At 38.7% G+C, this 9,251-nt stretch carries 6 protein-coding genes; 1 reads left to right on the top strand and 5 read right to left on the bottom strand.

All coding sequences use genetic code 11. From position 1 onward, the window contains the following. Positions 1-98: 98 nt before the first annotated feature. Entirely contained in the window at positions 99-1,733 is a 1,635-nt protein-coding gene (locus B5F38_RS13710; protein ID WP_143240992.1) for an AAA family ATPase, read from the top strand. Positions 1,734-1,823: 90 nt separating this feature from the next. On the opposite strand, the gene B5F38_RS13705 is transcribed toward B5F38_RS13710, so the two are convergent. The 5 genes from B5F38_RS13705 to B5F38_RS13685 form a co-directional block, all read right to left on the bottom strand. Next, positions 1,824-4,730 (bottom strand): GIY-YIG nuclease family protein, encoded by a 2,907-nt coding sequence (locus tag B5F38_RS13705; RefSeq protein ID WP_087409691.1) that lies wholly within the window; start codon positions 4,728-4,730, stop codon positions 1,824-1,826. Between the two features lie 10 nt (positions 4,731-4,740). After that, entirely contained in the window at positions 4,741-6,273 is a 1,533-nt protein-coding gene (locus tag B5F38_RS13700) for an Eco57I restriction-modification methylase domain-containing protein (RefSeq protein ID WP_087409690.1), read from the bottom strand. Continuing rightward, the gene (locus B5F38_RS13695) at positions 6,263-6,919 is read right to left on the bottom strand and encodes a restriction endonuclease subunit M (RefSeq protein ID WP_087409689.1); all 657 of its coding nucleotides are present in this window, start codon (positions 6,917-6,919) and stop codon (positions 6,263-6,265) included. The genes B5F38_RS13700 and B5F38_RS13695 overlap by 11 nt, the downstream gene beginning before the upstream one ends. A 240-nt stretch (positions 6,920-7,159) precedes the next feature. Beyond that, on the bottom strand, positions 7,160-8,362 hold the full coding sequence (locus B5F38_RS13690; RefSeq protein WP_087409688.1) for a site-specific integrase: 1,203 nt from the start codon (positions 8,360-8,362) through the stop codon (positions 7,160-7,162). Between the two features lie 4 nt (positions 8,363-8,366). Next, positions 8,367-9,134, bottom strand: coding sequence for a hypothetical protein (locus B5F38_RS13685; RefSeq protein ID WP_087409687.1), 768 nt, complete (start codon positions 9,132-9,134; stop codon positions 8,367-8,369). Positions 9,135-9,251: the final 117 nt, after the last annotated feature.

The following is a 9,251-nucleotide window of genomic DNA, read 5'->3' as shown; positions in this document are numbered from 1 at the left end:
GAAAACAACTGAAAGAAAAATTATAGGATTAAAATGTTGATATAAAGCCGTTTTGTCTATACTTAATTGGATTTTATTTTCATTTCAAACGTATCCCTATGGTTATTGGTAATAATGGTACAGGCAAAACAAACATATTAGAAGCAATAAGCAGTATATTCTCTGTCTTATTAAACCATTCAACTGATTTTCTATTTAGTTTCGTGCTACGTTATGAAATTAACGATATTATATATCGGGTAAAGCATGATAAAACTGCAGGAGTTACAGAATATAAAAAAGGAGATATTCCTGTAAATGAAATGGATATGATCTATCCAAATAGAATAGTATGCAACTATAGCGGTGAAGATACTCGAATGTGGGATAGTTACTATAAGAAAGCTAATGAAGAATATTTAAATAGTGTACGTTCTGCAGAATCTCCAAATATCTTATCAATGATATATATTGATAAAACTATGTGGAAATATATCCTATTATGTATGCTTGCGACACGAGATGTCAATATTGCTTTTGATAGGTTTCTTAAGGATAAATTGAATATTGATTCACACAATATAGATTTTATTGAATTAAATTTTAATACTGACCTATTAAACAGATGGCGAAGTGAGAATCAAATAACTTTATTCATTCGTCAACTTCGTGGTCTATTTGACGATAGTCCAACTATTTCTTCTAACGAGATTTCTAAATTCAATCCAAATGATGATGATGCTCGCTTATTATTTAATAAATATATGGGAGCTAGTCAGGTCATAGACACCTTAAACATATTTTTCAATAATGGAATAGAGTCTGCATTTTTAAGTGAGGGAGAAAAAAAGATGATGGTTGTCCTATTCATCTTAGAAGCAATATCAGATGAACAGACATTAGTATTAATGGATGAGCCAGACAGTCATATACATATCTCAAGAAAGGGCGAATTGAGAGAAATGTTTGATCACATGAGTCATCGTAGCAATATAATAACTTCACATTCTCCAACCCTAACAGCATCATTTGAAGAGAAAACAAAAGGTGCTATAATTATGCTTGACAAAGAAGAAGATGGTAAGACTAAGGTTATTGATAAAGATATCGTTAACCTAGTTGAAAAATTAACCAGTGGCATTTGGACATCTCAGAAACAGAATCTTTTTCTGTCATCTCATGATGATATCCTAATTGTTGAAGGCCCCACTGATGAAACATTTATATCCGCAGCGCTCAAATATTTTAAAAATAAAGGAAGATATTTAGATTTGTCATTTGAATTTATACCTTGTGGAGGAGCTTCTAATGTTAATGCTTTTGCACAGAAATTCACCCCCAAAGAAGGACAAACTGTTATCGCATTATTTGATGGAGATGACGCAGGTGTTAAAAGTATGAATCAAGTTGTGCCATGTACATTAGGAAAGAAACAAAAATGGAATATTAAAAACTTCGGTAAAGCTCGTAAAAATCGGTATACTTGGTTCTCCTTTTATCCACCATATGCCCGCAGGAAAAATATCGAAAACTTTAATGTTGAAGACTATTTTACCTGTCAACTGTTTCGTAAGTATATCTTATCATTTACTTCTCTTGATACAATAAGAAGTAAAGAGGGGCTAAAAAGTAAATTAGATGAAGACTGTAGAAAAGGAAGAATTAACGGGAAATATTACGAAAAGTTTAGTACCTTATTTGATCATATATTGGCAATTAAGGATGCCGAATCTCGAGGCGAAAAAGAATTTTAAACAGACCGTTAGATAAGTATAAATTTACCCCCCCCAATCAATCCAAGTTTTTTTTTTGGGGGGGGGGGGGAGGTATTTGCATTGTGTTAACTATAATTTCAAGAAACCCATTAGGAATGCATCAGGAAAGATAAATTTCTTTTCTCCTAATGTAAATCTGACATAGATAAACTTCTCATTTTTATTGATTTTTACGACTGTTCCTTTGCCAAACTTCTTATGAACCACAGTACTGTCAACCGCTAATTTCTCAAGTCGTTTTTTGAGATCACTATCCTCTTTCGTTGATTGCACAGATGGTGACTTCGCAGTAGTGAGCTCATTTACAGACCGAGATTGGACAATTGGTACAGAATGAGGTTGTAAGGCCTTTGTTGTTCCTTGTTCAGTTTGTTTTTTATTGACTGTCTCAGTACCTTTTGAATAGGAATTAGAATCTACCTTTGTCATTGAGGATTGCTGATTGTAGAACAGTTTTTCATACTGTTCCTTGCGGATGGTAGTATCCCAGCCACCTACTTCTTCTGCTATATGCCTATTGATACCAGTATATGTCAGACTCGCATCTTCATAGCGTTTGAATTTGAAGATAGCGTCGTTCATCAGTGGCGCATTGAATACACCAAGTGAACAGAGCATATTAAAGTCCTCGACACTTAAACCTGTAACTTTTTTGAACAGCCCTGGCTCTAACTGTGTAATGACATCTTTCAGGCACTTTTCACGGTAGTCAGTCAAATACATAAATACGGGAATACGAGTAGCAAACTTTATCAGTTTCTCTTGAATCTGCTTGCGTTTACTCTTCATTTCCTTTTCCTCGTCAGAAATTTCCTTTTTCTCCTTTGGGGTTGGATTGGGATTTTCTTTCTTTGCCTTTTTGACGGCCTCGGATTTATTGATGATGGTAGTAAGGTCATTGTTCAGGTTGCGGAACCCTTCTATATTCATTAAGGCTTTCATGGCTTCAGGACTCGCAAGCAAACGTTTCAGCGTATCATTATCTACATTTACAAGCAGGGCTGATTCCCATCGTTTTGCCAATAGCGTAGCCGAAGTTCCAGCCAAAGCGATATCCAAGATGTCTTGTGCATCAACTTCCTTCATGCTGCTTCCATCATAAGCCAGCACAGGAAGAAATTTTATGAACTCACCGACTTTCGCCTCTGGGTTGGATTCATTGATATCCAGTCTGCAACTGTAATCGGATATTTGCCGTAAGGCTCTGTCAAGGGCGAAGTCAAAAACATAGCATTCATTTTTCATTATGATACGATTTCCATCCTCATCCTTTACCTCCCATGGACTTTGAACTCTAAATGCTGCCTGAAAATATGTTTCCGGACTTTTCAAATTACGGAGCATGAATATCCCAGTCCAAGGCTTCACGGTAACACCTGTTGTCAGTTTACCACAAGTCAGTGTTATTGTCTTTGTTGTAAGAGGATTCCCCATATTTGCCTGAACCGGATATAAAGCATCCAGACCGATTCCGGCTGCAGTTCCAGCACATACTGTTACTTTGTAATCATGGTAAAATTTATTTTGCCGTTGAGCAAGCAAATTGGCCATAGCAAAACAAGATGCAACATTAGGCAAAAACCAAAGTGTATGAGAAAGCACATTGAGTAATCGAGTATCGCTGAATGGCATTGGAGGACGTTTATCCTGTCCTAACTTCATATCATCTATACTAGCCGGGAGATATGAACCACGAATAAGATTCAGCCATTTCTGTACCTCGTTCTCATATTTGAATCTGGCATTTGCCCCTTTGCCTTCTGCTGCGAAAAACACATTCAAATCAAACTCATCAAACTCACCTTGCTTTGCTACTTCCTGTATTTCATCAGGCATACGGTAAGTAAGCATTACCATTCGTGGTAGGGCCAGATATGGATTACCACTACCTTTCCATTCTTTTTTGGATCGCTGCTCGTCAGAATAAGTCCAGTTAAAGATCTGTTCCTCTATAAATTCTCCAGTATTGATGGCTCTGAATGGTGTTCCTGAGAGAAACAGATAATATCGTGTTGAAATAGGAAGCCATGTTTCATTGATGGCATTGCTCGCTTCATCTTTCTGATATTTTTCCGCATCAAAATCTACCTCATTTTCTTCATCTTCCTTTTCAAACAATTCCTTTGCTTTCTCTTTCCAGGCTCCGAAGTGATATTCGTCAAATATTACCAAATCCCAATTTGTCGAATGGATAAACTCATTCTTGGTCTTTATACCTCCATTTTCGTTTGTGCCAAGCAAATCTTGAAACGAACCAAAAACAACAATAGGTCTTGATTTATCCGCACGATTAAACTCTTGGTCAATATTCAGGTTATTGTTGCGGGCATCCTTATTGGATATGTACTGCCATCCTTCAAAATCGATATGAGATACAAGGTCTTCTCTCCAAGCCGATTCTACAGCAGGTTTGAATGTAAGGATTAAAATCCGCGACAAGCCCATCTTCTTTGCCAGCTGATAACTGACAAATGTTTTCCCGAAACGCATTTTTGCATTCCACAAGAACTTTGGGGTGCGATCAGGTTCTTCTTTGAGTGCCTGATCAAAATATTTTTTTGTCTTCTCTACAGCACTAAACTGTTCGGGACGCATCGTGAAATTCTGTGTTCTATTCTCAACATTGTCTAAACCTGTACGAAGGGATAATATAGCTGCTTCAACATCAGATACTGAACATTTGAACCACTCATCGGTTTTGTCAAGAGGATTCAGTCGACGACAACCTTTGCTTTCAAGAATCTTGTGTATATCTTTATCTGTAAAACAAGAACCGTCATTAGCCATTGCTGACTCCACTAATACAATCTCATACTTGATTTTACTCGTGTGCAGCTGTTCCTCAATACGTTCTTTTGCACTACGATCAGTATAGCCGATTTTCAAATATCCTTTGTGTGAATCTACTCCAGGCAATCTATAGGCATATATTGTCGGAGTAACAGCAGGTCGTTGAGGGAAGAAGTTATGTTCCATAATTTACTCTTTACTCCATTGATGTAATCATTGATTCAATAAAATCAATTTCATTTTGGGTTAGATTGTATTTCTCGTAAAGTTCCTTATCAGTCCAAGATTTTGAAAAATCTTGAATAGGGACAAAAGAGTATGTACTTTGAGTCATATTTTTATTTTTTCTAGCGCCGACAAGACATCTGAAAAATTTTGTCTCTATATATGACTTTACATTCTTACACTCTTGTTCACTGTCAAATGGACCAATTCTTAAAAATGTTTCTGTACAAGCTGTATTTTTACCTGCGATTTCAGACTTTCCTAATATTCTGGCTGGAACGGGATAACCTATTTGTCCTGCTGCTCCGTCTGCTTTAGAGATAAATATCTTATATTTATCTAGTTCATCTTTGTTTCTTCCAATAAATGATTTATCAATATTCTTATATTGTCTTTTTCCACCTTCTACTCCAAAAACTTTACATGTGTTGATAGCTTTTTTACTTTCAACAAATGGAGATCGGAAATAATACGGATTTCTTGGACTAACAAGTTGAGAAAAACTTTCTTCATTGAAAGATGCAACTTTTCGAATAATTGAAATTACTTCATTATACCTGATAAATACATCTGCACCTTTTTCTAGAAGAGGGCGTTCTGATATGGCTGTAATTTGGTTTTGTGAATGGGAATAAATCTTACATAATCCTTTTTGATCTCGGTCCCATAAGAAGTAGCACACGCCTCCTTCAATGGAAACACCAGGAAAACAATCATTTGCATTCCCAAAATCATGTATTTCTCTGATATGCTCATCATGAAGCATTTCATCTCTAAATTCATCCAAACCTTTTCCCCCTGTAAACCATCTGGACGGTACAATCATTGTTAGATAACGAGGCTTTAGTTTTTTGGCATTAATTATAAACTTATGATATATTGGCATAGCACTTGAACCTGTCCCGCCTCCATCACTCATTTGATACGGGGGATTGCCTATAATCACGTCAAATTTCATATTGAATACTTTATTTACATCTAAGTTGTGGATAAATTGATAAGCGTGGTTTTCAAGTTCTGTTCCACGATCATATTCATTTTGCGAAGCCCCGCAATAGATACATTTGCCATCTTTCCAGGTATGTTTAATACGTTGGAAAATTATATTTCCTTGAGGTTTTTCTTCAGGAAACTGATATACAGAAAACTCTCCACTCGGATATTTACTACAATAAACGCTTCGACGAGAAAGTAAACTCGTGAGTTCTGTAATAGCAATACCAAAGAGTTGCTTTGAAAATATGTGCTCTATACGTTTTTCAAGATCAGGAATTTGTTTTTCAAGCCCTTTTATCAGTCTTTTGGCAATTTCCCGTAAAAACACACCGCTTTTGCAACAGGGATCAAGAAATGTCGTATCGGGATTTTCAAATAACTCTTGTGGCAGCATATCGATAATCTTGTTAGCCAATTCCGGAGGAGTAAAGACCTCATCATTGCTAAGATTTGCTATACACGATAGTACATCTGGATTATAGGCATTTTGAAACAAACTATTCTCCATAATCCTGAACCTTTTTATAGTGAGTAATATATCTCCTTAAAAATATTCCGCCTTCCTGCTGCTCATCAGCTAAAGAGAAAAGATTTCCTTCTTTACTATTGCCATATAAAAGACTTGACATTGTATAATCGGAACGCTGCATTTGAGTACTGCCTATAAGAGTCCATTCAGAGAACACTATAGGAACAGAGGTATCATTACCTTCATTATCAACACACATTAAAGTCAGTGCATTTCCGTTAATGATATTACGACTGATAATAAATTTTGCAGCCTGACGAGTGTCATCCGAAGATTCTGTTTTGCAAAGGGCTGTATATTCTTCATCCCAGATGGAAAAAAGACGTTTTCGACATGCCAAAACATTGTCGTCCATTATGTCTATTCCATATAAACTTCCTATTGCCACTATTGCTTGTCTCTCATAATCACGGGGGCTCTTCTTATATTTTCTTCTTAATTCTGCGAGTTTACGTCTGAGTATGGCAGAAAGGAAATTCCCGTCACCGCAAGCTGGTTCCAGAAATCGGGAATCCGGTCTCAAGCACTCATTTTTTACAAGATCCAACATCGCGTTTACCTCACGCTCTGCTGTGAATACTTCACCTCGTTGTACAACTCTTTCTTTAGACTTTATCTGATTCATATTCCATCTTACTAAATCCCTCTACGTAAGAGGTAGTATGACAGATGGAATATACTGGTTATCAGCTGTTATTTAAGTCTCAAAACTCAAATCTGATAAACAATTCTATGTTTTTGAACATTGCAATATGCTTTTATTGGCTCTTAAATAGTAACAGTTGCTATATTTTGAGTAATTTCGCAGTAAATTATGTCTCTCTTACGTAGAATGTGATTGTTTTACTAAACACTTCATATGGTTCTACAAATCCTTTAATATCTGTGCGTTGGCTTTGTCCACTACGGAATTGTCCAATGAAGCCAAATAAATTTGTGTGGTCGCCTCGGAATCATGTCCCATTCCTTCACTGATAACCGAAATCGGAATGTTCTTGCCTTTGGCTGCGCTTGCCCATGAATGACGGGCACAGTACATGCTCAGGGGAACGGATATATCGGCCAGTCTGGCTATTTCTTTCAGGTTCCTGTTTATTCCGGACATGACATTCCTGTAATGCTTGTGCGTATCCTTAAAAGGATATTTCAATACCGGCAAAAGATAAGGACTGAGACTGTCTTCCGGGTATTTGCCGACAATCTCCTGCATGCATTTTTCCCACCTGATAACCAGCTGCTGCCCGGTCTTTCGTCTGCGATACGATAAAAATCCGTTCTGAAGATCTTTCTTTTTCAGGTGAGCCATATCTATGAACGACATGCCACGGGTATAGAAGCTGAACAGGAACATGTCCCTTGCAAATTCCAGATTAGGCTGTAAGGACAGATCCAGATTCTTCATACGCTTGATGGCGGATAAGGGAACGGCACGCTTGACGGTCTTGTCCACTCCCGTATAGACATGCCTGAAAGGATTGCGCTGTTCCATCAGTCCCTTTTCCAGAGCACGGTTATATACCGCCCGAAGGATACGCATATAGAATGAACTGGTATTCCGTACGGCACCTTTTCCATGAAGGTAGGCTTCATAAAGCTGCATCAGGTCCGAATCAATTTCGGACAGCAGAACATCCCTGTCCCCTCTGAACTGCATGAAACTTTTCAGGGTGCAGGAATAATTTTCAGCCGTGCGTATCTTGCCCATCTGTTTTAGACGGGCTATGATGCCCTGCATGAAGTTGAAAAACGACTGTCCCTCTGTATTGCTCTGAAAAGAAGCGACAATATCATCTGCCGTATATCCGGCTTTCCGGTTATCCAGTTGGCGGATAATCATGTCCAGCCGTTTCAGGTCCCATTCCATGCGTTCCTGCAAGGAAAGAAGCAGATTGCTTCGTTCCGGATTACTGACAATGATACAGCTTCCAGCTTCGTTCCATTCGTCCGTAAATATCCGGTAATCCGTCTTTAACTGACGGATTACACGGTTCTGGATAATCTGATAATAGACGGTACCTTCCTTTCCCTCTATGGTGGAAGGTCTGAATTTCACTTTGACACTGGCCATGGGCTTACTTTTTGGGTTCGTCCGTAATAGACTTGTCCTTGATGGACTTCGCCTTGCTGTCCAGTTCTCTCGCGGCCTGTTCTTTCAGCCGTGCCTGCTCGGTCAGGGTGGCCTGTCTCCGTACCGCTTCCTCGTAGGCTTCCACGTCCTCATGCATCTGTTCTATCCGTCCGTTATCCCGGTTCGATCCAAAGAGGTTCTCAAGTTCCACGAGTTGCTCGGGAGTAGCCTCTCCTTTCATCTTGACATAACGGTACTTCAGATCATTATCGGCCTGCTCGTTATCTGTTCTCGTCGAAAAATAGAGAGCCACGGACAGGGCCACGATTGCCGCGAACATCACGGAAAAACTCCCAAGAATGTACGGGGATTCCAAGCTCAGGCTGAAATGATGGTTGATGTTGCTTGTCTTAACGGCATTCTTTCTGATTGTGTCATTGGTCTCACAAAACAGGGTTTCCATTTTCTCCTGGTTCTGCCGCTGTTCATTACGCATTTCCGACAAGACCTGCCCAAGTCTTTCCTGTGACGAGTTTTTCCTGTCCATGGAAACCATATCGTTCTTGATGGCGGCAAGACCTTCGTACACGCGAGCCAACAATTTACGGAATGTCTCATGGCCATTCCGGACTTCATTCAGCACGGACTCATCCTGTTTATTATTAACTGTCGGGCTGTTGCCTTCCGGCAAGGGGACGGACAACCCGTTGATTTTGTCCTCGATTCTTTCCAGGCATCCAAAGATGCTCTCGATACATTCTTCCATTTTCATATTCCTGCAATTTTAATGTTCATGAATAATTTGAATGGGAAAGGACGGACTATAGCCCGAATCCTTTCCTCTTTTGTCTTTTCTTCCTGCGTCTGCGCAAGAGTTCTTCCTGAGGCA

The organism is Barnesiella sp. An22, from assembly GCF_002159975.1.
Taxonomy (GTDB): Bacteria; Bacteroidota; Bacteroidia; order Bacteroidales; family Barnesiellaceae; genus Barnesiella; species Barnesiella merdigallinarum.
The sequence above is the reverse complement of the archived record's forward strand: the minus strand, read 5'-3'. Positions and strand labels throughout refer to the sequence as shown.